The sequence below is a fragment of the Haliscomenobacter sp. genome, from assembly GCF_965225875.1.
Classification (GTDB): Bacteria; Bacteroidota; Bacteroidia; order Chitinophagales; family Saprospiraceae; genus Haliscomenobacter.
Genome location: NZ_CBDDBS010000003.1, coordinates 2,983,594 through 3,010,553, shown reverse-complemented (window position 1 = coordinate 3,010,553; position 26,960 = coordinate 2,983,594). Strand labels below are relative to the sequence as shown.

The window sequence follows — 26,960 nt, the reverse complement described above, 5'->3', positions numbered from 1 at the left end:
AGTGAGCTTCCTATTCAAAAACCCCAAAAAAATCGGGAAGTAATTTTTTGCGTCATCCTAAAGTAGGGATTGATGTATTATAAAAAATTATAGTCCGTATACCCCCGCTCATCCCCTCCATAAAAACTACTCCGATCCGGCACGGCCAATTCCGCCTCGCGCGCAAAACGCTCTACCAAATCCGGATTGGCAATGAACAACTGCCCAAAAGCAATCAAATCCGCCTGCCCCGATTCGATCAGGAAATTCCCCCTGGCCTGATTGATGCCACCATTGGTGATCAAAGTCCCCTGATACAAAGGCCGAAAATGCCCGGACACATCGTAGATAAAACTAGGATTGGGATGCTCCTTGACAAAAGCTTCCATCACCGACAAATAGGCCAGATTGAGGCCATTGAGTTTTTCGACCAGATAACCATATAGTGCGGGTGGGTTGGAATCTAAAACACTATTGTACACATTGCTGGGCGCAATCCGAATGCCTACGCGTTGGGAGTCCCATACGCTGCACAGGGCATCCAGTACTTCCAATACAAAACGTGTGCGGTTTTCGATGCTGCCGCCGTATTCATCCCGGCGTTGGTTGGCTGCATCACTCAGGAATTGATTGGGCAGGTAACCAAAGGCGGAGTGGAGTTCAACTCCATCAAAACCCGCTATTTTGGCCTGTACCGCAGCTTGACGGTACTCTTCGATGATGGTCTGAATTTCGGCAATGCTCAATTCCCTGGGAGTCACATATTCCTTAAATCCATCAGCAGTAAAAGCCTTACCTTCTGCTTTGATGGGGGAGGGGGCTACGGGTTGTTCGCCGCCAATGTTGTCGGGGTGAGCTACTCGACCGGCGTGCCAGAGTTGCAGAAAAATTTTGCCACCTCGCTCGTGTACGGCTGCGGTGACTTGCTTCCAGCCTTCGGCTTGTGCTGGGGAAAAAATGCCAGGCGTAAAGGGGCCGCCCATGCCGTAGCTGTTGATGTTGGTGGATTCAGCTACAATCAACCCGGCACTGGCTCTTTGGCTGTAATACAATACATTCAGTGCATTGGGTACTGTATCGGGTGTGCGACTGCGCGTCATCGGCGCCATCACTACGCGGTTTTTCAATTCCAGGTTCCCTAGAGTGTAGGGTGTCAGTAGAGGTTGCATAGCAGAAAAAGTGCTTAAATAAAGGCTTCTTTGCACTGAGAACAAACAAAGTATAAAAAAGATCAAAATTAATCACCTTAAACTTAGAATCAATGTACAGCCTGCCAATAACAGGCAGGCTGCAATTCATAGGGTTTTAAGTGTTGTTGTTCACGACTTGGGTTTGGCAGTTGCCGCGTCGTTGATCAACCACCATTTACCAGTTTTGTCCTGAACAAAAGATAAAAAGTTGTCAAAAATCAACTTGGCACTTTCCATGTGCACCTGAATATGTGCGGTGTGGCCAAGCGATTGATACTGAACAACCTGGTAAGTTCGGGGCGACCCCCCGATTTTTCCGTCATGAGTCATCTTGAGATAAGTTCCTCGATTGAGGATCGTTACCCCTTCTTGCCCCATAAATTGGTTGATTGTACTCCGGTAATCAGCATGTAACACTGATTCCAGTTTTGCGATGTCTACTTCATCGCCACCTTTGATGAAAGCGTCCAGCGCAATTTCAATGCCTGGATCCATTTTTGAATTGAGTGCAACGGTCATAGTCGTTGAATTGGGTTTTGGTTGCAATTCTTGCGCAGAACAAACAATGCTGCCTGTGCAAAAAAGCAGGGTGATAAAAGTCGAGTGTTTCATTATTTTAAGTTGTTTATCAATAATTGTTATATCAAGTATTTTTGCAAAAAAACTACTGCATATTGGTAGCAATTTTTTCGAGCACACTGCGCAAAACCAGTACTTCTGCTTCGGATACATTCTGCAATGCGGTGGCGCGGATGTCCTGTACCAGAGGTGTCAATTCCTGAACGTAGGTGTTCCCTTTGGGGGTCATCACGAGGTCAAATTTCCGGCGATCAACTTCATTCATTTGGCGGTAAAGCAGGTCTTTTTTGACCAAAAGATCCAGAATCCTAGTCACTGAAGCTCCGTCTTTACCAAGCATTTCGGCGATATCGGTCTGATTCACCTCTTCATTGCTATCAAACACCCGTTTCAACACCAACCACTGATCAACAGTCAAATCATATCCCGCATTTGCAAATGTCCGGGTAGAATAACTGCGCAGCCGCTTTAGGCATTGATCGATGGAAAAAAAAATAACATCCTTGAGTTCCAGATCTGCTTTAGCCATCCATTCAAACTTTAATTGTGCAGCAAAGGTAGGATGAAAAGATTGATATGTCAAGTTTTTTTTAAAGCCGAAACAAAAAAATAAAGGCAAAGGAGAATTACCCCCTTTGCCTTTATTTTATTTAATCAGGTTTTAGTCGCTTTACGGCACAATCTTCTGCCCTTCAAAACTTGAACCCATGGCACCCAATTTGATGGAAACCACTTTCCCTTGGCCATCGCGTACAAATTCAAAAGTAGCCTGACCACCAGCGTCAAACTTATCGGGCTGGGCCAGTGGGGTCAGTTCTCCACCTTGCGTACCGGCCATGACCATCAGTTTACCTTCTTTGACACTGATTTCGATGCTTTCAAAAGGTAAACCCGTCATTTTGTATTTCCCGGCGTATTGATCAAGTTTATTAGCTGCTGGTGCGGCGGGGGCTGCACCACTACTGGCTCCGGTACTTGGTGTTACATCGGCATTGTACATGATGCCTGAAATGACAAATAAGGATTGACCTGCTGCCGCTTTATCGTTTTTGGTCACGTAATAGATGTCATGTACCCCTGTAGTTGGCTTGATTACGACCAATGTAGGTGGTGGCGGAGCGAAACCAGCACTTGGAGCACTGGGTTCAACCTTGTTTGAACTACCAATTATGGGTCCAGTAGGGCTATCCAGGTGAATTTCCACGATACCTCCCGCAGCGTTCAGTTGGGCTGGTGCCGAAATGCGGAACCCAATTTCTGCTACCCCGGTCAAGTCAATTTGTTTGTACCCGATGTGGCTTCCATTTCCACTTGCAATGGCTAAATGATTGCCACCGAATTTCATCCGGTTGAAATCCTTGACATAGTCAATCTCGGACATGTCCACATTGGAGTTGCGGAGCACATAAGTTTGCTCCGAACTCAGCGATGGGATACCTTTTACTCCACGGTCTTTGTAAGCAGCACGCAACAGGTAAACACCAATGCCTTTGTCACCACGGGAAGGAACTGTGGTATTAAAAGTGCCTTCAGCAGGTAGAGTCAGCTCTACGGCAGAAGCGTCTTCGTGGCGCATGATGTAGCGTACGATGGTCTCAGCATCGTCTTTGCTCAGCGCAGGGTGAGCCGCCATTGCTGTTTGTCCCCATACTCCGCTGCTGCCGTTGATGACCCGGCCTGCCAGCGTAGCAACTGCATCAGCCTGACCTCGGTAACGCAAGGCAATATCGCGGAAGCTTGGCCCGATTGACTTGTCAGCCGATTTGTGGCAAGCCTTACAGTCGGTCCCGTCGATCAGTTTGGTCGCTCGGGCAAAACGCGTGGATTGATCTGCGCTGCGGTGCCCCTGGGCAATAGCGATCTTGTCGTAGCCTTCGGGCAGGTAATCGATGTTGACAGCTACCTCGCTCGGATCAATTTTTCCATTGGCGGTGGTGCCATCTTCTTTGTCGGTTACGGATACTTTGTAGGCAATGTCTTTATTGGGGAAAAAGAAGGTCTTGTTCCCTTTGGTCAAAGTGAAATCGAGTTTGGGTGGTTCGTTGCCCACGATCAGCTCCAGTGAGCGGGTGGCACTTTCACCTTTTCCATCTTTTACGGTCAATGTCGCGTTGTATACCCCAGCTGTGCTCAAGGTGAGTTTAGGATTGGGGGTAGTAAAGGTCAAAGGTTTGGCTGACCCGGTTTTGGGTGCGATCACCCACTGGTAGGTGAGTGGGTCGCTGTCGTAATCCTTGGTACCAGCGGAAGACAATTGCACGGTAAGTGGCTTTGCTCCGGCAGGTTTGTCTGCAGCTACTTCGATCACGGGTTTGCGGTTGCCACCATTGTATTCGATGCGGATCAGGCGGGCGTCGTCGTTGCCCTGGAACCAGCCCGTGCCATACTCCAGCATGTAAAGGTCGCCGTCAGCGTTGAACTCCATGTCGATCGGGTTGCTGAATTTGTGGCTGGGCATAAAGCGTTCCATTGACACGAAATTACCTTCAGCATCCATGGTCACGGCCATGATCCAGCCGCGCATCCACTCGTATTCGAAGAATTTGCCATCGTAATAGTCCGGGAAAGCCCGCTTGGCATTTTTGAAATCGCTGGCATAATAAACCGGACCAGCCATGGCGTTGCGGCCACCTGTACCCACCAGCGGGAAGTCCTTGGACTCGGCGTATGGATACCACACAAATGCTTTTTGGGCAGGAGGTAAGGTCGTTAAACCCGTATTGTTCGGCGATTTATTGATGGGGGCGTTCACATCGTACATCGGCCCGGACTGTTTTTTCTCAAAGTCGTAATAGTAATAAGGCTTGTTGTCGCCAATGAAATAAGGCCAACCGAAGTTGCCTGCTTTGCGCGCCTGGCCCACTTCGTCAAAACCTTGAGGGCCACGGTTGGGCATGGGAGCATTACCATCGGGGCCCACATCACCCCAATACAGGTAACCTGTTTTTTGGTCAATCGAGATGCGGTAAGGGTTGCGGTGGCCCATGGTATAAATTTCCGGGCGGGTTTTAGCGGTTCCAGGAGGGAACAAGTTGCCCTCGGGAATGGTGTAAGTACCGTCGGGTTGTGGCTTGATTCGAATGATTTTACCCCGCAAGTCATTGGTATTGCCAGAAGATTTCTGCGCATCCCAAGGTGCACGTCCGGGACGCTCATCGATCGGGTTCATCCCATCAGAACCGTGTGGGTTGGTATTGTCTCCTGTGGACAAGAACAAGTTACCCTTGGCGTCAAAGGCAATCGAGCCACCGGTATGGCAGCATTGTTCACGTTGCACGGGGATTTCGAGCAGTACTTTTTTGGAATCCAAAACCAGTTCTTCTCCGCGTAATTCGTAGCGAGTCAGGATGTTTTTGGGCTCATCCCCGGCTGGAGAATAGTACAGGTAAATCCAGTTGTTTTGGGCAAAATTGGGGTCTTTGGCCATGCCCAACAAACCATCTTCCGCTTCCGCCTGATTGCCTTTGGCATCGGGTAGGTACTTGGTGCTTACGGGGATGGTAGCAATGGTTTTGGATTTGCCCACTTTTGGGTCGAAGATTTTTACGGCACCGCGACGTTGGATGTACAAAACGCGGTTGTTGTCGAGCATGGTCAATTCAACGGGCTCTTCCAGTTTTTCTTCCAAAACCACCTTGGTGAAGCGGTTTTCTTCGGGCATCACTTTGCTGCGTGCTTTGGAATAATCCAACGGCTTAGTGCCAATGGCGTACTTCAAACCAGCAGCCAGGTGGCGCAGGAAAAGGTCTTCGGAAAAACTCTCATTGGTATGGCCCATTGCGGTGTAAAAAGCACGTCCACCGTCGTAATCGTGGTACCAGCTCATCGGGTGTTTGGGTACGCCCATTTTGGCCCCGAAGTACGATTTTTCATCGATACTTACCAGTACTTTTACATTCGGGTTGATGTCGCGGAAATCGTAAAATTCATCGGTGCGTTCCCATGGATCGGGGAGAAAGTTGGTACTTGGATGGGTTTTGTCCTCAACATGGAAAATCCCCTTTTGCACGTTGCTCGGCGTGCTGGGGTGACTGGTAAAGTACCCTCCGGCCAGTTTGCCGTACCAAGGCCAGTCGTATTCGGTATCGGTGGCAGAGTGGATACCCACGTAGCCACCACCTGCCTGGATAAAACGTTCAAATGCGTTTTGTTGCAGGGGGGTGAGTACGTCACCAGTTGTACAAAGGAAAACTACGGCAGCGTAGCGCTTCAGGTTGGTTTCGTTGAATTTGCTGGCGTCTTCGGTCGTATCCACCGCAAAGCCTTGAGCCTGCCCCATCTTGAGCAGGGCAATTTTGCCAGGATCGATGGAAGTGTGACGGAAAACCGTTGTTTTGCTAAACACCAGAATGCGTGGTGTTTGTGCATGAATTAATCCTCCAAACAACAAAAAAGCAAGCAGTACAGTAGTCCGTTGCAGGAGGGACTGAAAAATTGGGTGCATGATGTAGATTTTATAGTGTAAAACCCTTTGTGTAAAAATTACACAATAATAAGGAAGGCCACGGATTTTTACAAATTTCTGACAGTGGGAATTCGACAGATGGGGGAAATAAATGGATAGTTAGGTTGCCTTTATGGGGCAAAACACCTTTACATCTGCGAAAATACAGCTCCCATTATTTCATCCTCCCCAACTCCACTTCAGCAGTGATGTAGGCAAAACTGGCCCACTGGTTCCCCTCAGTAATCAGTTTAAACAAACGCTCCGCTTCCTCTTTTTGCCCATTGAGCAAATAATAATTCGCCAACCCCAAACTCACTGTACTGTTGCTCAATGAATTGGGCTGGGCAATTTCCTCCTTGAGTTTTGTAGCATTTAGGCCATCTTTGTGCAGCAGCAATATTTTCAGGTAATCAAAATTTTCGATCAACGCCATATCGGGCTCAATACTTTTTAATAATTTTTGGGCTTTGGAGTCGGCACCAAGCCGCCGATAACACAAATACAGCCAATTGGCCGAGGCTACATACATATCAGGGTTTGCGGCCTTGCGGAGGTCTTCTTTGTAGTAGCGGGCCGCTTCTTTGAATTGCCCTTTCAGGTACAAACAAAGTCCCAGATGATACCTGATATTTGACTGCAAGGTGCTGGTGGGAATCCCCTTAGCATTGGGCATGCCATCGGGCTCTATCTCATCGGGTTTACGTCGCGTGAGTGCATAAGCTTTTTTGAAATCCGCCAATGCTTTATCGATACAACGAATGCTCAGGTAACGGTGCCCCCTGTGTCGGTATAGTCGAGCATCAGTGGGATGTTGCGACATGCCTCGGGTATAGATTTCAATGGCCTCAGAGTAACGTCCCAAATACGCAGTTCGGCGGCCGTACCAAATGAGGGCATCAGCACTGTTGGGGGCCAGCTCGTAGGCAGCTTTGGCTGCGGCCAGTTTTTCTTCCATACTGCTACGAGCGGCTTCACTCAATACTGGAGGGACGATTTGAGTGGCGCAATCTTGCGAGAGAAGGCTGGAAAAGCTGAGGATGCTAAGGCCACAGCTGAGGATGATTTTGCTAAATGATTGCATAGCATTAAGGGTTAATTGGGATGATGTGTTGTTGAACGCAAAACAGGACATTTTGCTCGGAGGACATCAATTGCCACGTGCTTATGAAGTTTTTGGAAATAAACGATCTTTTGTAGCTGCCAGCTTTTCTCGATTTCTGGCTCGTTTAGGAACGCTTTATTTTAAAAACTTCATTAGCGCGTGGATCGAGTTTCCTCTTTTGACTTGGCTTTAGCCCCAGCTTTAATTTTCAAGCGAGGGCTAAAGCCAAAATTAGAGGGTGCTCCGATGACCCCAGGCTGAAGCCTGGGGCTATTGATGTCCTCCGAGCAGAATGTTTAGTATTGTGATCGTTGATTTTATTTCGTTAGGACTAAAGGTAGCGCTTAACCCTCAAAATCTAATCCTGAATTTAATTGTACCATTTACAGTTTTTTTATCCCTACCCAATCCAACTTTTCGGTTTTGGGACTATCTTTTGGCATTTTTCACCTCCATCAATTCAACGCCAATGCGCAACACCTTATTTCTGCTTTGCTGTTTGTTTGCATCAATGGGCCGTGCCCAGGTTCCTGGAGATCTGGTTTTTACTATCGACGCCAACAAACCCGGTGCCCCCATCCAACCGACCATGTATGGCGTCTTTTTTGAAGACATCAATTTTGGTGCCGATGGAGGCTTGTACGGCGAGTTGATCAAAAACCGCTCCTTTGAATTTGCTCAGCCGCTGGTGGGCTGGATTCCTTTTGGCAGAGTAACGGTGGCAGATAGCAAGCCTGCCTTTAGCCGCAATCCTCATTATGCCCAAATCAGTTATAGCGGCCAATTGACCGGAAGTGGTTTGGAAAATGAAGGCTTTCGGGGCATTGGCCTCAACAAAGGGGAGAAATACCTCTACACCGTTTATTCCCGCACTGCCGAAAGCAAAGCCATGAAGCTGCGCCTGGAGCTCGTCAACAGCAACAATGAGATCATCGGGAGTACCGAAACCGAAGTCAAATCGGCTGACTGGCAAAAACTTACCGGTAGCATCGAGCCCAAGTCCAGCGACATGAAGGCACATTTTCGCCTCACGCTGCTCACCCAGGGGAAGGTGGATGTAGACCACATTTCACTTTTTCCTGAAAAAACCTGGAAAAACCGCCCAGGTGGCCTGCGCGCCGACCTGGTGCAAGCCTTGGCCGAGATGCACCCGGGAGTTATCCGTTTCCCCGGCGGCTGCGTAGTGGAAGGCAATAACCTGGGTACACGCTACAACTGGAAAAACACCGTAGGTGCACCCGAAAACCGCCCTTTCAACGAAAACCGCTGGAACTACGAGTTCAAACACCGCCTGACTCCCGACTACTACCAATCCTACGGGCTGGGCTTTTTTGAATACTTCCAATTGTGCGAAGACCTGGGGGCTGAGCCGCTGCCCGTATTGAGTTGTGGTCTGGCCTGCCAGTTTGCCTGCAAGGACGACCATTGCCGGGTGCCGCTGGATAGCCTGGGTTCCTACGTGCAAGATGCCCTTGACTTGATCGAATTTGCCAACGGCCCCGCCACTTCCAAATGGGGAAAGGTACGCGCCGACATGGGCCATCCCGCCCCTTTCAACATGAAGCTCATCGCCATAGGCAACGAACAATGGGGACCAGAATACACCGAACGCCTGCCCATTTTTGTGAAAGCTCTGCGGGAAAAACACCCCAAAATCCAAATCATCGGCAGCTCGGGGCCATTCCCCGATGGCAAGGAATTTGATTACCTCTGGCCTGAAATGCGTAAAATAGGAGCCGATTTGGTGGATGAGCATTATTACCGCTCGCCGCAATGGTTTTACACTCAAGCGGCCCGCTACGATACTTATGACCGGAAAGGCCCTCGGGTGTTCGCCGGAGAGTACGCCGCTCATACCACTTCCCGCGACAACTCTTTTGAATCGGCCCTGGCCGAAGCGGCCTTCATGACCGGGCTGGAGCGCAATGCCGATCTGGTACACATGACTTCTTACGCGCCACTCTTCGCCCACTACGAGGCCTGGCAATGGCGTCCTAACCTGATTTGGTACAACAATCAGCAGGTAGTGCTTACTCCGGATTATTACGTCCAGCAGTTGTACGCGACCTACAAAGGCACCCATACCTTGCCAATTCAGATGAATGGAAAAAACATTACCGGGCAGGAAGGGCTTTACGCATCGGCAGTGGTGGATGCAAAAACCAATGAAGTGGTACTCAAAATTGCCAATACCGGCATTGTACCCCAGAAAATCAAACTAAAACTGGCTGGCCTTAGCAATGTGGCGCGTAGTGCCACGGTTTTGGAACTCAAATCCGATCGGTTGTCGCTGGTGAATACACCGAATGCTCCAGAGGCGATTGTACCAAGAGAAAAAACGATCAATTTTAAAGACAATGAACCGGAAGTGACCCTGGACGCGCTGACGTTTTGGGTATTGAGGGTGAAACGGTAGCAGCGTTAAATTCTGTTCGAAGCCGAATTCGTACCATTCGGAGGGAAAATGCTGCATTCAAAAATGCCTGCTTGTTTTGGCAAGCAGGCATTTGCATTTTTATTTCATTCGGAATCCATTTCTTACCATTCGGAGGATCATTCTTTCCATTCGGAAAACCTCCCTTGCCTCCCTCCCTGCTACAGACCATCTTTGTAGTGGGGCAAAAATCTTAGTACTAGCAGTAGTTAGGCCTGCCCTGTTTTTACCCAATGAAAATGGGGCAGGATTTTTTATGCCAAATCATTATTTGAGTATTTTGGGAGAAGCATTTAAATCGAAAATGCACACTCTAAAACCCTTAGCCATGCGGAACCTAATTTTCTATTTGGTCTTGTTTCCCCTGCTTGCCTTTGCTCAAAAAAGGGAGGCTTTTCGCATTGATAGTCTGCCTAAAAAAGGAGTGCTACTGAATGAGGGCTGGAAATTGCATTTGGGAGATAATCCAAATTGGGCGAAGGTTGAGTTTGATGACTTGGATTGGGAAAAGATTGATCCAACCAAGGATATTTTTGATTTGTCACAAATCCCTAAAACTGGAGAAATCGTTTGGCTTCGCTTGCATTTGGAACTAAGCGATACTACTACCCAACAATTGCTATTTACCCTTCGGCAGTCCGGTGCGTCTGAATGGTTTTTTAATGGGCGAAAGATTTACCATTTTGGTACTTTGAGCGAAAATAGGAACCATATCTTAGCAATCAGTCCCGTTTTCCGTGCAGAGCCTTTTCCCATAAAGCCTGGTCGTTCAGCAGTATTGGCCGTTCGTTTTGCCATTCAACCGAATATCCGTTATCCACATGTTTTACTAGCCAATACCAACCCACTCATTTACCCAACGCTATACCGTTCGAGGGACTATATCGAGCAGTATAATTTTATCAATCTTACTAATGTCAAACATTCTAATATTTTCAGGATAGGCGCTTTTTTGCTATTGTTCATCTCCTATATGGCACAATATATTTACTATCCTCAACAAAAAGCCAGTTTGTACTTTGCCCTTTTTTCTTTAAGCGACATCCTTTTTAATTTATCCATGAATTATATCATCTTAAATCAATTTGTTTGGATGTATTATTGGGCAAATACCTTTATGGTTAGCATCCAGCAAATTGGGACTATATGCTTGCTCACAGGTTTGTATAGACTATTGGATCAAAAAAGTTCCTGGTATTTTTGGGGCTGTGTTTTTCTGGTATTCGTAGGCATAGGCATCAATTTTTTTCTCTACAATTCAGGGTTTGTAACCATCCTTGTCTTCGGAAATATTTTAAATCTAGAGATTGTAAGAATTTCTTTAAAAGCTATAAAAACCCAAAAACCGGGGGCATGGATTATTTCTTTTGGAGGAATGAGTTTTCTGGTTTTTTGGATCATTTTTTATCTTTTGGTGACTGCCTTTCAAAACATAGGCTATCACACCATTGGTGGGAGTATCTATAACTACGCTGACATATTTTACAATCTGGCTTTATTGAGTGTGCCTGTAGCTGTATCCATCTATTCAGGATTGGAAATTGCGCTTACCAGCCGCTCCCTTAAAGAGAAACTCATTGAAGTCGAACAGCTTTCCACCGAAAAACAACAAATCCTCAGGGATCAAAACCAAACCCTTGAAAGGCAAGTAGCCGAGCGGACTACCGAACTGACCCAGAAAAACCGGGAATTGGAGATAGAGGCAGCTCTGGAGAGAGTGCGTGCCAGAGCGCTAGCTATGCAGCGGAGCAATGAAGTACTAGACGTAGCAGCTACCCTGTATGGGGAGTTACAAAAATTGGATTTCACCTTTGGCATCATAGGGATAAATCTTATTGATGCACAAACGGGGGATACGGAATCCTGGGTAGCCGGATTTGGTCAGGATACCTATCCACAAAGTTACCGAATCCCCCATTTTGAACACCCTTTTCAAAAAAGCTTTATGGAAGCTTGGCGAAATGGATCCTCTTATTTGGTTTATCAGTTGGCGGGGACGGAGAAAAAGGATTATGATGATTTTATGTTTACCCAATCCGGCTACAAGGCTATTCCGGACGATGTTAAAGCGCGAATGATTGCAACCGAGCAGGTTACATTCTCTTTAGCATTTATGAAGCATGGTACCTTGCTTTGGGCTCCTACGCCACTTACCGAAGAAAAAGCGCAGGTGTTTCAACGCTTCGCCAAAGTTTTTGAACAAGCTTACACCCGCTTTCTCGACCTGCAAAAAGCTGAAGCACAAGCAGAACAAGCAAGTCTCAATTTGATTCAAATCCAAACTGAAAAAAAGAGGGCCGAAGATGCATTGATTGCCTTAAAACTAGCCCAATCCCAACTCATCCAATCCGAAAAACTCGCCTCCCTCGGCGAACTCACCGCCGGTATCGCCCATGAAATCCAGAACCCGCTCAACTTTGTCAACAACTTTGCCGAAGTCAGCGCCGAAATGATCGATGAATTGAAAGAAGAACTGGAAAAAGGGGATTTAGCAGAGGTAAAAGCCATTGCTGAAGACTTACAGGTAAACCTCGGCAAAATCAACCACCACGGCGGCCGAGCCTCCTCCATCGTCAAGGGAATGCTCGAACATTCGCGGACCAGTTCAGGCGTAAAAGAGCCCACTAACCTCAATACCTTGGCTGATGAATTTTTGCGTTTGGCATATCACGGCTTACGCGCCAAAGACAGTAGTTTTAACTGTAAAATGGAAACGTATTTTGAGCCTGATCTCCCCGTGGTTTCGGTTATTTCACAGGACATTGGGCGGGTGCTGCTGAATTTGATCAACAATGCATTTTATGCGGTGCAGCAACGTACTGTAGAGACGTTGCATGCAACGTCTCTACAACACCCCCCATACCACCCCACCGTCACCGTTTCCACCCAAAAAACAGACAATCAAATCATCATCAAGGTAATGGATAATGGCAACGGCATTCCCGAAGCCATCCGTGACAAAATCTTCCAACCTTTTTTCACCACCAAACCCACTGGGCAGGGTACGGGATTGGGCTTGAGTTTGGCCTATGATATCGTAACCAAAGGACATGGTGGTACTTTAAAGATCGAAAGTACTGAAGGAATCGGCACCGAGTTCTCTATTATTTTACCAGTCAAAGTACAATCGTAAAAAGAACGAAATGAGAACATTAACCCTTACCTGTTTTTTGTGTTTTTTAGGTAATCTGTGCGTTGTCGCTCAGCCGAAAGGCTTTTCGAAGATTTTACTCGACAGCTTGGAAAAAAAATTAACTACCCTGCCCAATGACACCAATCGGATTAACACCTTAATCGAAGTTGCGGTACTCTATTCAAATACGAATGTGGAAAAATCCATTCTACTCGGCGAAGAAGCCCTAAGGCTAACCCGAAAGTTCAATTATGAAAATGGTTTTAGGAAAGTACTGGGTCCTTTATCTTTTCAATATAGCATAAGTGGTCAGTGGGCAAAAGGTTTGGAATTGGCTTTGGAGGGGAAAGAAAGATATAAAGACAACCTGTATGAGCTTGGTAATTTTATAAATATGGCTCAATTGGCGTACGAAAAGCAAGGTGATTATCAAAGATGTTTGGAAGAATGTCAAGAAAACATTCGGATGTTCAATGCTCATCCAAAAATAGAGTTTAACCCTGTTGACAAATGGGCTACCCATATGACGGCTTCGCAAATGTATAGCAAAGAGCAAGAAGCGGACTCGGCTTTGATCTATGCCTTTAAATGCCTGAGCTATGCACAATCCATACCATTCAACACAGGGCATTTTGTAGGCTATGCCCACAGTGCGATCGGAATTGGATATCTGACCCAAAATAAACCTGATTCAGCAATTGCCCATTTGCACCTTATGCGCTCCACTATGGTTAAAATAAACAATCAATTTGCGTTACAAGAAACACAGATATACCTGGCAAGGGCTATGCAAAAAAAGGGCGCTCTCGACTCCATGTATTATTACGCCAAAACGGCTTACGAAGGAGCTGTAAAAATGGACAATGACATAAATGAAATGGATGCAGCTTTGATTTTGTCGGAATATTTCGAAAAGAGCAATCCACCAAAATCCTTATTTTATTTAAAAAGGCACAATGCAATAAAAGAAAAACACTTTACTCAAGACCAGACGAATAAGCGGTATTTTTTGGAAAGTGAACAGCGAAACAAGCTGGCTGAATTAGAGAAAAAGGAAATAAACGCGAAAAACAGAATCCGCCAAAATGCACTTTTAGGCGGATTGTTCACTTTTGTACTCCTGGCGGGAGTTTTGATATTTACCAATCGGCGCAAAAAAGCACTAAATGATACCTTGCAACAACAAAAATTGCAAATCGAAAAACAAAATCAAGATTTGACCAATTCAGGGCATGAACTAGCCTTGAAAAATCGAGATTTAGAAACTACTTTGGTGGATTTACGCATCACCCAGACCCAACTCATCCAATCCGAAAAATTAGCCTCCCTCGGTGAACTCACCGCAGGCATTGCCCACGAAATCCAGAACCCGCTCAACTTCGTCAACAACTTCGCCGAAGTCAGTGCTGAAATGATCGATGAATTGAAAGAGGAATTGGGAAAAGGGGATTTAGAAGAGGTAAAAGCCATTGCCGAAGACTTACAAGTAAACCTCGGCAAAATCAACCACCACGGCGGTCGAGCCTCCTCCATCGTCAGGGGGATGCTCGAACATTCGCGGACCAGTTCAGGCGTAAAAGAACCTACCAACCTCAATACCTTGGCTGATGAATTTCTGCGTTTGGCATATCACGGCTTGCGGGCAAAAGACAGTAGTTTCAACTGTAAGATGGAGACACATTTTGAGCCTGACCTACCCGTGGTTTCGGTTATCTCACAGGACATTGGGCGGGTATTGCTCAATTTGATCAACAATGCGTTTTATGCTGTGCAGCAACGTACTGTAGAGACGTTGCATGCAACGTCTCTACAACACCTCCCATACCAACCCACCGTCACCGTTTCCACCCAAAAAACAGACAATCAAATCATAATCAGTGTCCAAGACAATGGTAACGGCATTCCTGAAGCAATCCGGGAGAAAATCTTCCAACCCTTTTTCACCACCAAACCTACCGGGCAAGGCACCGGGCTGGGATTGAGCCTGGCCTACGACATCATTACCAAAGGTCATGGTGGAAAAATACACCTTGAATCCACTGAAAACCAAGGCAGCACCTTTACCATTGAACTGCCCTTAACAAACCCTAAAAATTAACGGTTATGAACATTTTAGTTGTTGACGATGAAAAGGACATCCGCACCCTTTTTGAACAAAAATTCCGCAAGGAGATTCGCGATAAAGTCTTCACTTTTAAATTTGCCCATTCTGGTGAAGAAGCGCTGGAACTATTGGAAGACAGCAAGATTGTACTTATCCTTTCCGACATCAACATGCCAGGCATGAGTGGGCTGGAATTGTTGCGTAGGGTACGTGGTATTTTTCCGGCCGCGCCACCTAAAGTATTCATGATTACGGCTTATGGAGACAAGGACAACCGGGAAAGGGCAAACAAACTGGGGGCAGACGACTTCCTCAACAAACCAATTGATTTTGCTTCGCTGAAAGAAAAAATAGCTGAGGAATGGAAAGAATAAGTAAATGCACTAACGTTCGACCCAACGCCGAAATTCCCCGGCCTTTTCTCGGCTCACCGTCACCTCCTCACCGGGTGACACCTTTAATTTCAATTTCAACTTCCCCCAATCGTCACTGCGAAAACCTTCCAAGGCACTAAGAGCAATCAGGTATTGGCGATTGGCGCGGAAAAACTGGGTCGGATCCAACAATTCAGCCACCTCGTCCAGGGAGCGGTAGTCACTGAGGTATTTTTTGCCATCGGTGCTCAGGAGGTAGATGTATTCCTCTTTGCCAAAACACACAATGTCTTCGACTGGAATCAGGATCATGCTGCGCCCTTGATGCACCGAGAATCGCGTTTTGTATTTTTTATTTTGCTGAGCAAAATTGGCGAACAATTCCTGCATTTGGCTGAGGTAAGTGGTGTTTTTGAACTTGTCCTGTAGCAGGTGGAACTTGTCCAAAGCGGCGTTTAAATCTTCTTTTTCAATAGGCTTTAACAAGTAATCCACACTATTGAGCTTGAAAGCCCGGATGGCATATTCATTGTAGGCCGTGGTAAAAATAATGGGGCAATCGAGTGGCCGATGCGCAAAAACATCTAGGCTGATGCCATCAGACAGTTGGATGTCAGCCAGCACCAAATCGGGGCTGGGGTGGGTGTCCAACCATTCCTGGGCCTCCCGCACACTGGCGATAGGCCCTGTAATGATGGCGGTAGGTTCAATTTCCTGAACCAGGGTCAAAAGACTAAATGCCACCAGAGGTTCATCTTCCAGCATCAATATGTTCAAGGTAGTGGACATCAAAGTAGTGGTATTTGCACTTTAAAAAATAAATCACCATCCAGAATCCGCACAGGTTTTTCGCTCAAAAACTGATACAACTGCTGCAACTGGGCCAAACCTTGTCCATTGGAGGATTCGATTTGGCGGCGGATTTGTTTGTTGTTTTTTACCTCCAAATAGCCCTTTTGACAAATGATGCTGATGTACAAGGGGCGGTCGTTTTGGACAATATTGTGCTTCAGGGCATTGTCGATCAACAGTTGCAAGGTGACCATCACTATTCCTTGGTCTCTGGCTGATTCGTTGATGTCCATTTCAATTTGCAGCGCTTCGCCATAACGAATGTCTAGTAAGGAAATGTAATGCGCGATAAAATCGAGTTCAGTTTGTACACTCACCACCTCGTTCTCTTTGTGTTCCAAGACGTAACGATAAACCTTGGCCAGGTGGCGAATAAAACGGGAAGCCAGTTTGGGATCTTGTTGAACCAATCCGTCCAGTGAGGTTAAGGTATTGAACAAAAAATGCGGGTTTATTTGATTGCGTAAATTGTGGTATTGCATTAAGGTTTTTTCGCGTTCCGCTTGCAAAGCCTTCAATTCATAGGCAGTTTTTTCTTCCTGGCTCATTTTGAGCTTTTTTAAAAAATCAAAAGTGAAAAAGATGAAATTCAACAACGCTATTGTCACTACTGCCAATGCCCCAAGTACCATTAAAAACTCGCGATTGGCATACGTTGGAAAGTAGCTGTGAAACAACCGGATCATGACTAAAAAAATGGCTGAGATCCCGGTTGTAGAAACCAGTACTGGAACCAAAATGCGGACAAAAGGACGTTGGTCCAATGAAAAATAAAACTCCAACTTGCGGTTTACCCAGATAATCAGCTCCCAAATGCCGACAATTAGGAGAAATTGAAAAACAAATAAAAATACATAGAGGTACCAAGGGAACCCGATCAAAATTCTGGATCGAACATAGGTGCCAAACAAGCAAAACAGCCCGATAAAAAGATAAGGCCAATATCTCCGCTTCATTCCTGGACAATTTGCCCATCACTCATCACAATGATCCGATCGCTGCCCGCAGCAAAATCCTGATCGTGGGTGACGGTAATGATGGTTTGGTGATTTTGTCTGGCTAATTCCTGAAAGATCTCGAATACACGTTGGGAATTCACTTTATCCAGGTTCCCGGTGGGTTCATCCCCCATGATGATCGCCGGGTCGTTGATGAGTGCCCGAGCAATGGCCACCCGCTGTTGTTGCCCACCGGAGAGTTTAGAGGCCATTTTATGGGCAAATGCATCCATTTCCACCATGCGTAATTTGTCTATTGCACGTTGCTCAATTTCGGCGTAGCTGTACTTGCCCAGTTTTAAGGCGGGCATCATCACATTGCGCAGGGCAGTAAATTCGGGCAAAAGAAAGTGGAACTGGAACACGAAGCCCAAATTCTCATTGCGAAAGCGTGCCAATTGATTCTGCGACCAGCCATTGAGTTTTTCCCCCTTGATGTTGAGCGTTCCTTCGTAATCAGTATCCATCGTGCTGAGAATGTACAACAAAGTCGACTTGCCACAACCCGACTTCCCCACAATGGACAGGAATTCACCTTGCTCCACGCTGATGTCCACTCCCTTGAGCACTTGCACCGTTTCGGGCTCGTGAAAGTATTTGGTGATTTGTTTGGCTTGTAATATCGGCATGATCTTATCCTCTGATGATCTGTACAGGATCCACTTTAGCAGCCTTCAAAGAAGGGAAAAAACCAGCCAAAACGGTGGTGATTACGCCAAAGCAAAAGCCCATGATGTAATGTTGTGGATTAAAATTGACGGGCATTGTGGCGATGCGCACCACGCTGCCGCCCGGGAAAGGGGTATGCGACAAGGCTACACAAAACCCGTAGCCCAGCAACAGACCAACTATCCCTCCCAACAAACCAATGATGGCCGATTGCCACAAAAAAATGCCCACAATCTGGCGGCTTTCAAAGCCGGTAGCTTTCAGAATGGCAATGTCCTTGAGTTTGTTGATGATGTTCATGTTCATGATGTTGTAGATGCCAAAGCCGGCTACCAGCAACAAGGTGAACGAAATGATCCCGGTCATGGCAAAACGGATACTTTCACCCGCCAACAGTGGCGCGTTGGCCGTAGACCAGTCTTCGGCATGTACACCAAAACGTTTGCTGATGGTTGCGGCCATGGCTTTTGCCTGGTTGTTGTCGTACATTTTGATGTGTAAATCGGTGATGAAACTCGGGTCGCGCTGCATCACTTTTTGCACCGTAGCCAAGGTGGCATAGGCACGGGCATTGTCAAAATCAGCCAACCCGTAGGAAAAAATACCCACTACGCGCAACATCAAGATGCTACCCTCCGAGGTGGTGATGCTTAGGCGGTCACCAATGCCCACATTCATTTTATTGGCCAAACCATAGCCCAAAATCACTCCATCATTAATGCCCAACAAGTCGATCAATTGGCCTGCGTCCATTTTGCGGGCCAGGGTAAATAGCTCGGCCTGCCTTTTCACATCAATGCCCAACAATGATCCGGTGATCCGAATCGGACCATTGTTGAAAAAAACCTGGGTGGCTACCTGTGGCGCAACGCCTTTTACTTCAGGCATGGCTTCCAGGGATTGGGCCAGCATGATGGCATTGCGCAATTTGGGCACAACGTTTTTGGGGCGTTGGTGGTGGACTACATACAGGTTGCCCGTCGTATCGGGAGCCGCCTTGGCGATGATGGTGTTTTTTTCGATTTCCAGAGGGTTGTAAATGCGGATATCCGGAGCTTCTTCCATGGCCAGGTTTTTGGTAAAATCGTTTACCCCGGTCATAAAGCTGATCATCACCAAAAACATCGAAATGCCGAAGGTTACCCCCAACATGGCCACAATGGTCTGTTTGCGCTTGGTCAACAAGTGCGTCAGGGCAATTTCCAAAGTGAGGCTGCGCTTCATGCAATTAAGAGTTGAGGAGTTGAGGGGTTGAGGAGTTGAGAAGTCACTGCGGTAGCCTCAACTCCTCAACTTCTCAACTCCTCAACTTTATTTAAGTATCAATTGAGAATCTTTGGTCAAACCACTTTTCACCTGCACCCGCTGGGCATCTTCCACACCGCGTTGAATTTTCACTTTGCGTTTTTCCTTTCCTTCCATGACCCACACACTATCACCGGGTAGGAGCAAAGATTTTGGAATCACCAGCGCATTTTCTGCTTCCCGAATCACAATGTTGGCTTCCACATTGAGGCCGTAGAGCTGTTGAGGCAAAGGATCCAGCAAAGTAGCATCAACCCGGATGGATTGCTCCACCCGGTTGAGCATCGGATATATTCGGGTGATTTCTGCATTAAATATCTGATCGGCGAAGGCATCCATGGTGAGCAGCACCTTTTGCCCCATTTGTATTTTACCCAAATCCGTTTCATCAATCATCAGTTTGGCGATCAAGGTTTTGCTGCCAATGATGGCCAGGGGTTGATTGGGATAAACCATATCACCCGGGTATTTGAGCACTTCATAAACCATGCCTTCGCCAAAGCTTTTCAATTGGGTATTCTGCTGCGAGGTACTGGCGATGCGCACCTGGTTTTCGGCTTGTTGGGTTTGTAGGGCCGCATTGAGGTTGACCTGGCGGATTTGTTGCTGCAAGGCCTGGACTTCGCGCTGGCTGGATTCGTATTGCAGTTGAGCCTGCTCAAATTCGCGTTTAGAAATGGCTTCCGACTCCCATAGACTGCTGAACCGCTGATATTGCAGGCTGTCAAAACGCAGTTTGGCCTGGGCGTTTTGCAGCCGATTGCGCAGCTCGCGCAGTTGAGGTGCAGCGTCGCTGGTCAGGGGTAAAGTTTTGTTGAGCAATTGTTGGGCGGCACTCACGTTGGCTGCCAAATTGGAATTGCTCAGCGAAAACAGGAGACTACCCGTTTTGACTACATCTCCCGCTTTGATACGTACCGATGTGATGATGCCATCGGATACACTCATCACCCGGTATTCTGATTCGGGCACCAGGGTACCGGAGGCGTAAACGGCTTCGGTGAGTTTGGCTATTTCGGGCTGAGCAAGCTGTGGTTTTTCTTTGCCACAACTCCACAACAGAAGGCCAATACTCAATATGAAAAAAGACAATTTCATTGCAATGGTTTTAAGCGATGCAACAAAATAAGGGATTTTGGACGGGGAAATGCAAATGAAATGCAGGGAAGCGGCGGAAATTGCACTTGAAGCGAATCCACTGTCGAATTTGCAGTAAAACCACATTTCTATCGATAGACCATACCTAAAAAGCCCAAAAAATTCTAGCTTTATCCCAACAGTATGAAAAAACCAAATTGCATGAAGTCATTATTTAGCCTTCTTTTACTACTGAGCGGCCTGGGCCTTTTTGCCCAAACTACGCCGGCTCTTTCCAAAGATAAAACCCAAATCATCAAACGCCTGGACGAGTTGTCTGGCAGCTATACCCAGGTAGCTATGAAAATCTGGGACTGGGCAGAATTGGGTTACCAGGAAACCAAAAGCTCTCAACTCCTGCAAGAACAACTGCGCAGTGCAGGGTTTGAAGTCAAAGCCGGAGTAGCCGATATGCCTACCGCCTTTGTGGCCAGTTTTGGCTCAGGCAAACCCGTCATCGGCATCCTCGGCGAATTCGACGCCTTGCCCGGTGTATCCCAAGCCGCTGTGCCCACCCGTCAAGAGCGCCCAGAGGTAAAATCTGGACACGCCTGTGGGCACCACTTGTTTGGCGCAGGTTCAGCCGCTGCTGCAGTGGCAGTCAAAGAATGGCTGCAAAAAAGCGGCAAATCGGGTACCATCCGTTTTTATGGCACTCCTGCCGAAGAAGGTGGGGGCGGCAAAGTGTACATGGTGCGCGCAGGTTTGTTCGACGATGCCGACGCGGTCATTCACTGGCACCCAGGAAATGAAAACAGCGCCCGGGCCAGTTCCTCTTTGGCCAACATTTCCGCCAAGTTCCGCTTTTACGGTCAAGCTTCCCACGCTGCGATGGCACCCGACCGGGGCCGTTCTGCACTGGATGGGGTAGAGTCGATGAACTACATGGTCAACATGATGCGCGAACACATCCCTGAGGATACCCGTATTCACTACGTGATCACCCGTGGTGGTGATGCCCCCAACGTAGTCCCAGCCTTCGCCGAAGTCTACTATTACGCACGCCATCCGGATGCCAAAACTACTCAGGAGATTTTTGACCGGATCGTCAAAGCAGCCGAAGGTGCTGCACTGGGTACGGGTACACGGATGGAATTTGAGCACATCAACGGGGTGTACAACCTTATGCCCAACGAAACCCTGGCCCGCCTCATGCACAACAACCTTACCGCAGTTGGAGGCGTGATCTACAATGCTGAAGAGCGCCAGTTTGCTGAAAAAATCTTTCCTACACTCAACTTGCCCGATGTAAAAATCGAATCGGCTGCAAGCGTTTCTCCTTTTGAGCAAAAAGAGGAACGCAATAGTGGCTCCACCGATGTGGGCGACATCAGCTGGGTGGTGCCTACCGTGGGCATGGGCTCAGCTACCTGGGTGCCTGGCACTTCTGCACACAGCTGGCAGGCGGTAGCTGCTGGCGGCACCGGGATTGGTGCAAAAGGGATGATGGTGGCAGCCAAAACGATGGCCCTGACTGCAATCGACCTGTTCAATACGCCAGAAACTTGTACCAAGGCGAAGGCAGAATTGAAGGAGCGCACCGGGAAGGATTTTAAATACCAATGTTTGATTGGAACACGGAAACCGCCGCTGGATTACCGGAAATAAACGTCGTACGGGCGGCCCTGTTGGGGCGGCCCTACGTGGCCGCCCTTGGCTGAAAAATGGGGCAGCCACAGAGGGCTGCCCCTACCCAATCCCTCAAATATATCGTACGGGCGGCCCTATGTGGGTGCCCAAAACCAACCAACCATGAAACCATTTTATATTTTTTCCCTCATCCTCCTCACCTGCAACGCCTGGAGCCAATCCTTCAGCGCTGCGGAAATTGCCCGCTGGAAAGCCCAGGCCGAAGGCATCACCATTACCCGCGATAAATGGGACATTCCGCACGTATCGGGTAAAACCGATGCGGATGCCATCTTTGGCATGCTCTACGTGCAATGTGAAGACGACTTCATGCGGGTCGAAGACAATTACATCACCAACCTGGGGCGCATGTCTGAAGTGGAAGGTGAAGCCTATCTATACCAGGATTTACGGGCGCGCCTGTTTTTGGACACCAATCGGGTTAAAGCCATTTACCAGACTTGTCCAGGCTGGATGAAAAAACTCTTGCACGCCTTTGCCGATGGCTGCAACTACTACCTCTATACCCACCCGGAGGTCAAACCCCGTTTGATCAAACGATTTGAGCCCTGGATGCCCCTGATGTTCAGCGAGGGGAGCATCGGTGGAAATATCAGTGCGATTTCGGTGGAGCGTTTGAAGAATTTTTACACCAAAAATCACTCTACCTCCTGGCGATTCAAGGATTGGCAAGAAAAAGAATGGGAACCCGTGGGCTCCAATGGTTTTGCCATTGCACCCAGTAAGAGCGCTTCGGGGCATGCCCTTTTGCTGATCAATCCCCACACGACCTTTTATTTCCGCAGTGAGTTGCATATCCGCAGCGAGGAGGGTTTGAACGTTTATGGGGCGGTAACCTGGGGTCAGTTTTTTATCTACCAGGGCTTTAATGAAAACTGTGGCTGGATGCATACCTCCAGCGCTGCCGATGTACTGGATGAATACCTCGAAACGATTGAGTGGAAAGAAGGGAAACCTTTTTATCAGCACGGAGGCACGCTCAAACCAGTACGGGTAGAAAAAATAAAATTGTGGTACAAGGACGGCAATGCGCTCAAACAAAAGGAGTTTGATACTTACCACACCCACCACGGCCCGGTCATTTCCGAAAAGGATGGCAAGTGGATCAGCATCAGTATGATGAACGAGCCCTACAAGGCCCTTGCTCAATCCTTCCTGCGCACCAAGGCCAAGGGTTACAAACAATACAACAAGGCCATGGACTGGCGGGGCAATGCCTCCAACAATACCGTTTTTGCCGATAGCAAAGGCAATATCGCGTATTGGCATGGCAATTTTATGCCTCGGCGCAACCCCAGTTTTGATTGGGAAAAACCGGTAGATGGCAGCAACCCCATGACCGATTGGCAAGGCTTGCATCCGGTAAAAGAAACTGTGCAATTGTTGAATCCTGGGACAGGTTGGTTGCAAAATTGTAACTCTACACCCTATACGGCTGCTGCTGCGCAAAGCCCAGATCCAAAAAAATATCCCAGTTACATGGCACCAGACCCTGAAAACTACCGGGGCATCCACGCCGTTCGGGTGCTAAAAGATGCCAGTGGTTTTACCCTGGACAAACTGATTGAAACGGCATACGAGCCCCAGCTACCTGGTTTTGAGCCCATCATCCCGGCTTTGATTAAAGCTTATGAGGAGCATACGGACAAAAATCCCCGGCTTACTGAAGCCATCAATGTACTGCGGCAGTGGAATTTTAAATACAGTCTGGAATCCCAGGCAACGACTCTAGCGATGTATTGGGGCGAAAAAATGTTGACTTATACCCGCTATCACTTGCCAGAAGATGAGCCCAACGATGCACTGAGTTTGACTGAGCACATCATCAAGCGCAGCACTGCTGAAGAAAAAATCAAACAGTTCAATCTGGTCCTTGATGAACTGACCCGCGACTTTGGCAGCTGGAAAATTGCCTGGGGGGAGATCAACCGCTTTCAACGCCTGACGGGTAAAATCCGCGAGACTTTTGACGATCAAAAGCCAAGTTTGCCCGTTGCTTTTACCTCTTCACACTGGGGCTCTCTGGCCGCTTTTGGCGCAAGGACCTATCCTGGCACGGTGAAGCGTTACGGCAGTGTAGGCAACAGTTTTGTTGCCGTAGTAGAATTTGGGCCACGCCTTAAAGCCAAGTCCATCGTTACGGGTGGTCAAAGCAGTAACCCCAATTCGCCGCACTTCTTTGATCAAGCCAAAATGTATACTGAAGGCAAGTTTAAGGACGTGCTTTTTTATCCGGAGGAGTATCAAAAAGGGGCTAACCGTACTTACCAGCCCGGAAAATAAATTGGCTTAGTAGTGGGGCAAAATGAACACTCGCCCTTACCTCCTCCTCAACAAATACACTTTGAACAATATCGCTGCCTCCGCAGTGGTATTGTTCAAAGAATGGGGAATACTCCCGTCAAAAAAAAGCGTATCGCCGTGATGGAGTTCGAGGATGTTGTCCCCCAAACCGTATTTGACCGAGCCCTGCACCATGTGGATCAATTCCATGCTGTCGTTAGCGAGTGGTTTGCGGTAAGTGCCTGCCGGAATAGAAATGATGGATACTTGCAGGTTTGTTTCGGCCACCCCGGTGCTCAGGATGTTTTCGTACATAAGCCCTTGTGAGTCCTCACGTTCTTCTTTTTCACCCTGGCCTTTGCGCACCAGGATATAATTGGACTCTCCATTGTTGCCCACCAGGTCGACCAGCTCAGCTAGTGGGACATTCAGGGCCATCGAAATGTTGTGCAAAACCGGAAGAGAGGGGAGGGTACGAAAATTTTCGATGCGGGAAAGCAACCCGGCAGTGATGTCACTTTTGTCGGCTACCTCTTGTAGGTTCATGCCACGCTCCTTGCGCAGTTGTCGGATTTTTCGTCCAACTTTACCTAATTCAACGTTTCTCATTTGTTTTGGGTTAGATACCCCGTCCTGCCTCAAGCATTAGATCAATCCAGGAATAACCATCTGATTCCCAGTCGGAACCCACTACTTGGTGGCATTGGATAGTAGGAAGTTTGATAAAATAATTGATTCTGGGGATAGATAAAACGAGTAATGTTTTCCAGTTTAAAAAAGGCTCTGAATTTAGTTATCTGAAAGGCTGCAAATACATCAGCAGCCGGATAAAAATCCACCATGCGTTTATCTTGCAATTGGAATTGGCCAATCAGTGGCATATAATAGTCCGCCCGATAAGCTGCTTGATACCGTACATCAACTCCAATTCGAGCATTTAAGACCTTAAACATTTTTCCTTCGAAATATAAGGAATGCTTACCAAAATATTGTGGCAAACGCACAATATCTTCTGAAGATTTTTGCAGTATAACCTGATTATCAAGATGAATACGCCAAAGTACAAAATTTTTCTTTACAAAAAACTGTAAAATACTTACGGGTTTTCCGGATTGGCGCGTGTATCCGGTAGTATCAAAATAGATCAAATTGTTAATCAAATGGTAAGCGGCACCTACTTCTACCTGAAAACGCTCAATGTTGAGTGCAGCCTCCAGGTTGGTTTCAAGCGTTTTTTTGAAATCATTGTTCCAAACACGTGTTTGGGTCACCCAAAATTCGCGCTGAATCAGGCTGGGGCTGTACAATTGGTTGGTGGCTTTGCCCGTCAAATGCCCCAATTTGCCCAGTTTAAAATCAATGGCGCCACTGGCTTGGTAATCGCCAATATTGCCCAACAAGCCCAGTTTGGCATTTAAGTGCAAATCGAGCAGAGGAATCGGTTGAAGGTCCCAACGCCCGGTAGCAAATACTTCGTTGAGGCTGGAATCTTTAGCTTCCAGTTCAATCCGATGATAGGCATGCACCAGGCCTAGCTCCAGTAAGCCTCCTTCCTGACGCACTCGGCCAACCAAGGGGCCTTGGCTGCGGTAAGTCAAGAGTCGAAACTGGTTTTCTATTTTTTGATGGCCCACAAAATTGCGAATTCCCCGCGGATCGGTATTAAAATTGCGGTAGTAGGTACCCAGTAGGGTAAGGTCTTCATTGTCATTGTAGCGCGAAAAAATTTTTTGAAAACTCACACTGTGCGCCACCTGATAAATTTGTTTGCCTGCTACAGCCACCAGTGGTAAACTGTCCTGGCTACTCGTATCGCGTTTACTCAAACGATTCAATTGAAAATATTGGGTAAACTGTGCCTCCTCGTGCTGATAACGAGAGCGTCCTGACTCCGAAAAAACCTCCGCTTGTGCCGGAGTGGCCAAATTGCCTTCCAGGGTAAGGGTTTCACTGACCAGGCCGCCGTTTTCCTGCCGTTCCAGTTTGTTGTTGACCAGGGTGAGGTAGGCATTGTAGCGACCACTTTGGCCTTTGAACCAAAAATTGAGACCCAAAGTGGTATTCCGTAAGGATTGTTGAGTAAATAGGGTAGTGGTTCCCCGCTGCGATAAACGCTGATAATCGATGGATGCATTAAAACCTTTGCCAAAGTTGCGCGAAAATTGCAGGGTAAAAAAGCTGTTGTTTTGGTCCCCCAACTGGTTGTACCCAACGTTGGTAAAAGCTGATTCGTGCCGATAAAATGGAATGTCATCCGCGGATTTCAAGTACAAATCGTACTGGTGCCAACCCAAGTGAAAACCCCGGCGCAAGGTAGGTTGATATACAATTGGCTGGGCTGCTGAGCCCGATATTCCCAGGTGCATGTAATCCCATTGGCGTTGCCGGGCGGGATCGTGTTGATACAGGTAATCGTTCAGCAGCGTATCCGCAAAGATTTTTTCCTGAAAGGGATTTTTGGCGAAAAATCGATAAACCCCAAAAGTATCACGCTTGACCTCCTCCTGAATAGAATCCTGTGCAGTTTGCCCCGGCCTCTGTACATTCAAACCATTATTGGTTCCAAAACCACCCGGACCTTGGGTTGGAAACTGGGCCATCAAAATGGCTGCACTGGAAAGGAAAAGGAGTGTGGTGAGGAGTTTTAGCACAAAAAAATAGTTATGGGTGATGAGTGATGAAGGATGAGAGATAAATGATGATAAACTCAAGGTACTCAAGTTG

At 47.4% G+C, this 26,960-nt stretch carries 18 protein-coding genes; 6 read left to right on the top strand and 12 right to left on the bottom strand.

Annotated elements, in window-relative coordinates; all coding sequences use genetic code 11:
* Positions 1-77: 77 nt before the first annotated feature.
* From ACO08K_RS31940 to ACO08K_RS31920, 5 genes are all read right to left on the bottom strand, one after another.
* The gene (locus tag ACO08K_RS31940) at positions 78-1,148 is read right to left on the bottom strand and encodes an alkene reductase (protein WP_421800566.1); all 1,071 of its coding nucleotides are present in this window, start codon (positions 1,146-1,148) and stop codon (positions 78-80) included.
* 150 nt (positions 1,149-1,298) lie between these two features.
* On the bottom strand, positions 1,299-1,781 hold the full coding sequence (locus ACO08K_RS31935; protein ID WP_421800565.1) for a nuclear transport factor 2 family protein: 483 nt from the start codon (positions 1,779-1,781) through the stop codon (positions 1,299-1,301).
* 52 nt (positions 1,782-1,833) lie between these two features.
* Positions 1,834-2,277, bottom strand: coding sequence for a MarR family winged helix-turn-helix transcriptional regulator (locus tag ACO08K_RS31930; RefSeq protein ID WP_421800564.1), 444 nt, complete (start codon positions 2,275-2,277; stop codon positions 1,834-1,836).
* A gap of 141 nt (positions 2,278-2,418) precedes the next feature.
* Entirely contained in the window at positions 2,419-6,192 is a 3,774-nt protein-coding gene (locus ACO08K_RS31925) for a ThuA domain-containing protein (protein ID WP_421800563.1), read from the bottom strand.
* Positions 6,193-6,367: 175 nt separating this feature from the next.
* Positions 6,368-7,276, bottom strand: a complete 909-nt coding sequence (locus ACO08K_RS31920; RefSeq protein WP_421800562.1) for a tetratricopeptide repeat protein — start codon at positions 7,274-7,276, stop codon at positions 6,368-6,370.
* A gap of 490 nt (positions 7,277-7,766) precedes the next feature.
* Here ACO08K_RS31920 and ACO08K_RS31915 point away from each other — a divergent pair, with 490 nt between their 5' ends.
* The 4 genes from ACO08K_RS31915 to ACO08K_RS31900 all read left to right on the top strand — a co-directional run bounded on the left by ACO08K_RS31915 (position 7,767) and on the right by ACO08K_RS31900 (position 15,342).
* Positions 7,767-9,713 (top strand): alpha-L-arabinofuranosidase C-terminal domain-containing protein, encoded by a 1,947-nt coding sequence (locus tag ACO08K_RS31915; RefSeq protein WP_421800561.1) that lies wholly within the window; start codon positions 7,767-7,769, stop codon positions 9,711-9,713.
* Between the two features lie 346 nt (positions 9,714-10,059).
* The gene (locus ACO08K_RS31910) at positions 10,060-12,864 is read left to right on the top strand and encodes an ATP-binding protein (protein ID WP_421800560.1); all 2,805 of its coding nucleotides are present in this window, start codon (positions 10,060-10,062) and stop codon (positions 12,862-12,864) included.
* 10 nt (positions 12,865-12,874) lie between these two features.
* Positions 12,875-14,962 carry a sensor histidine kinase gene (locus tag ACO08K_RS31905; protein ID WP_421800559.1) on the top strand — a complete coding sequence of 696 codons (2,088 nt, stop codon included), beginning with the start codon at positions 12,875-12,877 and terminating at the stop codon, positions 14,960-14,962.
* Positions 14,963-14,967: 5 nt separating this feature from the next.
* A complete protein-coding gene (locus ACO08K_RS31900) occupies positions 14,968-15,342 on the top strand; it encodes a response regulator (protein ID WP_421800558.1) in 375 nt (124 codons plus the stop codon).
* Between the two features lie 9 nt (positions 15,343-15,351).
* Here the strand turns inward: ACO08K_RS31900 and ACO08K_RS31895 are convergent, their stop codons facing one another.
* The 5 genes from ACO08K_RS31895 to ACO08K_RS31875 all read right to left on the bottom strand — a co-directional run bounded on the left by ACO08K_RS31895 (position 15,352) and on the right by ACO08K_RS31875 (position 20,264).
* A complete protein-coding gene (locus ACO08K_RS31895; protein ID WP_421800557.1) occupies positions 15,352-16,131 on the bottom strand; it encodes a LytR/AlgR family response regulator transcription factor in 780 nt (259 codons plus the stop codon).
* Positions 16,131-17,150, bottom strand: coding sequence for a sensor histidine kinase (locus ACO08K_RS31890; protein ID WP_421800556.1), 1,020 nt, complete (start codon positions 17,148-17,150; stop codon positions 16,131-16,133). Before ACO08K_RS31890 ends, ACO08K_RS31895 begins: the two co-directional genes overlap by 1 nt.
* A complete protein-coding gene (locus tag ACO08K_RS31885) occupies positions 17,147-17,821 on the bottom strand; it encodes an ABC transporter ATP-binding protein (RefSeq protein ID WP_421800555.1) in 675 nt (224 codons plus the stop codon). Before ACO08K_RS31885 ends, ACO08K_RS31890 begins: the two co-directional genes overlap by 4 nt.
* Before the next feature lie 4 nt (positions 17,822-17,825).
* Positions 17,826-19,085, bottom strand: a complete 1,260-nt coding sequence (locus ACO08K_RS31880) for an ABC transporter permease (RefSeq protein WP_421800554.1) — start codon at positions 19,083-19,085, stop codon at positions 17,826-17,828.
* 87 nt (positions 19,086-19,172) lie between these two features.
* Positions 19,173-20,264 (bottom strand): efflux RND transporter periplasmic adaptor subunit, encoded by a 1,092-nt coding sequence (locus ACO08K_RS31875; protein ID WP_421800553.1) that lies wholly within the window; start codon positions 20,262-20,264, stop codon positions 19,173-19,175.
* A gap of 201 nt (positions 20,265-20,465) precedes the next feature.
* Between ACO08K_RS31875 and ACO08K_RS31870 the strand changes: the two genes are divergently transcribed.
* Both ACO08K_RS31870 and ACO08K_RS31865 read left to right on the top strand, forming a co-directional pair.
* A complete protein-coding gene (locus ACO08K_RS31870) occupies positions 20,466-21,911 on the top strand; it encodes an amidohydrolase (protein ID WP_421800552.1) in 1,446 nt (481 codons plus the stop codon).
* A gap of 144 nt (positions 21,912-22,055) precedes the next feature.
* A complete protein-coding gene (locus ACO08K_RS31865) occupies positions 22,056-24,236 on the top strand; it encodes a penicillin acylase family protein (protein ID WP_421800551.1) in 2,181 nt (726 codons plus the stop codon).
* Positions 24,237-24,272: 36 nt separating this feature from the next.
* On the opposite strand, the gene ACO08K_RS31860 is transcribed toward ACO08K_RS31865, so the two are convergent.
* On the bottom strand, positions 24,273-24,845 hold the full coding sequence (locus ACO08K_RS31860; RefSeq protein WP_421800550.1) for a helix-turn-helix domain-containing protein: 573 nt from the start codon (positions 24,843-24,845) through the stop codon (positions 24,273-24,275).
* Positions 24,846-24,886: 41 nt separating this feature from the next.
* Positions 24,887-26,887: a putative porin gene (locus tag ACO08K_RS31855; RefSeq protein ID WP_421800549.1), complete on the bottom strand. Its 2,001-nt coding sequence runs from the start codon at positions 26,885-26,887 to the stop codon at positions 24,887-24,889.
* Positions 26,888-26,960 lie beyond the last annotated feature (73 nt).